The sequence below is a fragment of the Pseudonocardia nantongensis genome, from assembly GCF_046546495.1.
Lineage (GTDB): Bacteria > Actinomycetota > Actinomycetes > Mycobacteriales > Pseudonocardiaceae > Pseudonocardia > Pseudonocardia nantongensis.
In genome coordinates this window covers 1-1,243 of record NZ_JBKGXT010000054.1, presented here as the reverse complement: position 1 = coordinate 1,243, position 1,243 = coordinate 1, and the positions used below count along the sequence as shown (strand labels likewise).

Genomic DNA, 1,243 nt, shown 5'->3' with positions numbered 1-1,243 from the left:
CCCCGTTACCTTCTTGATCAAGCCCGGTGAGGGCTTGCAGGCCACCGGCCACGGCATGACTTGTTGCCCCTGTCGCTCGATGATCTGGGGGGTGTTGTCACCGTGGCCGGAGGGCGCCAACGACCGCTGATAGAGACCTGACCCGCTTGCGTGGTCTGCTCGTAACGTGGCTGCCGGCGCGGGTGCTCGAGGTCGGCCTGCCACGACGGCGGAGGAGCTGCGGTTGTCCGACGATATCGACACGGTGCCGTTCGCGGTGTTCTGCGGACTGGACGTGGGCAAGTCCGAGCACCACGCCTGTGCGCTCGACACCGCGGGCAAGCGGGTGCACGACAAGGCACTACCCAACGACGAGACCGCCCTGCGCACCGTGTTCACCACGCTGGCCGAGCACGGCCGCGTGCTGGTCGTGGTCGACCAGCCGGCATCGATCGGCGCGCTGGCCGTCGCGGTCGCCCGCAGCATGGCCATCGACGTGGCCTACCTACCCGGACTGGCGATGCGCCGCATCGCCGACCTGCACCCGGGCCAGGGCAAGACCGACGCCCGCGACGCGCACGTGATCGCCGAGGCCGCGCGCAGCATGCCGCACACGCTGCGCCGGGTCGGCACCGACGACGAGACCCTCGCCGAACTGACCGTGCTGGCCGGCTACGACGACGACCTCGCCGGCCAGTCCACGCGGCTGACCAACCGGCTCCGAGACGCGCTGCTGCACGTCCACCCAGCCCTGGAACGCCTGCTCGGACCCCGTCTCGACCGCGGCGGGGTCCAGGACCTGCTCGCCGCAGCGCCCACCCCGGCCGCGCTGCGCGAGCTCGGCGAAGACGGCATCGCCGAACTCATGCGACCGCGCTCCCCGCGCCTGGCCCGCACCCTGCCCGCCCAGATCATTGCTGCCCTCGATGCCCAGACCCTCGTCGTCCCCGGCACCGCGGCGTTCACCCGCGTCATCGCCGGGGTCGCCGCCCAGCTGCGCGACGTGCACACCGAACGCGCCGACCTGGCCACAGAACTCGAGGCCCGCCTGGAGGCCCACCCTCTTGGACCGGTCCTGACCTCGATGCCCGGACTCGGAGTCAGGACCGCCATCAAGATCCTCACCATCGTCGGCGACGGATCCGCGTTCCCCACCGCCGGGCACCTGGCCGCCTACGCTGGACTCGCGCCCGTGACGCGCCGGTCCGGGACCTCGATCAAGGGCGAGACCCGCTCCCAGCGCGGAAACCACGCGCTGAAGTCC

1 protein-coding gene is annotated in these 1,243 nt (G+C 71.7%); it reads left to right on the top strand.

Annotated elements, in window-relative coordinates; all coding sequences use genetic code 11:
- Positions 1 to 244 precede the first annotated feature (244 nt).
- On the top strand, positions 245 to 1,243 hold a 999-nt coding region (locus ACLFMI_RS26755; protein ID WP_410950737.1), incomplete at its 3' end, for an IS110 family RNA-guided transposase.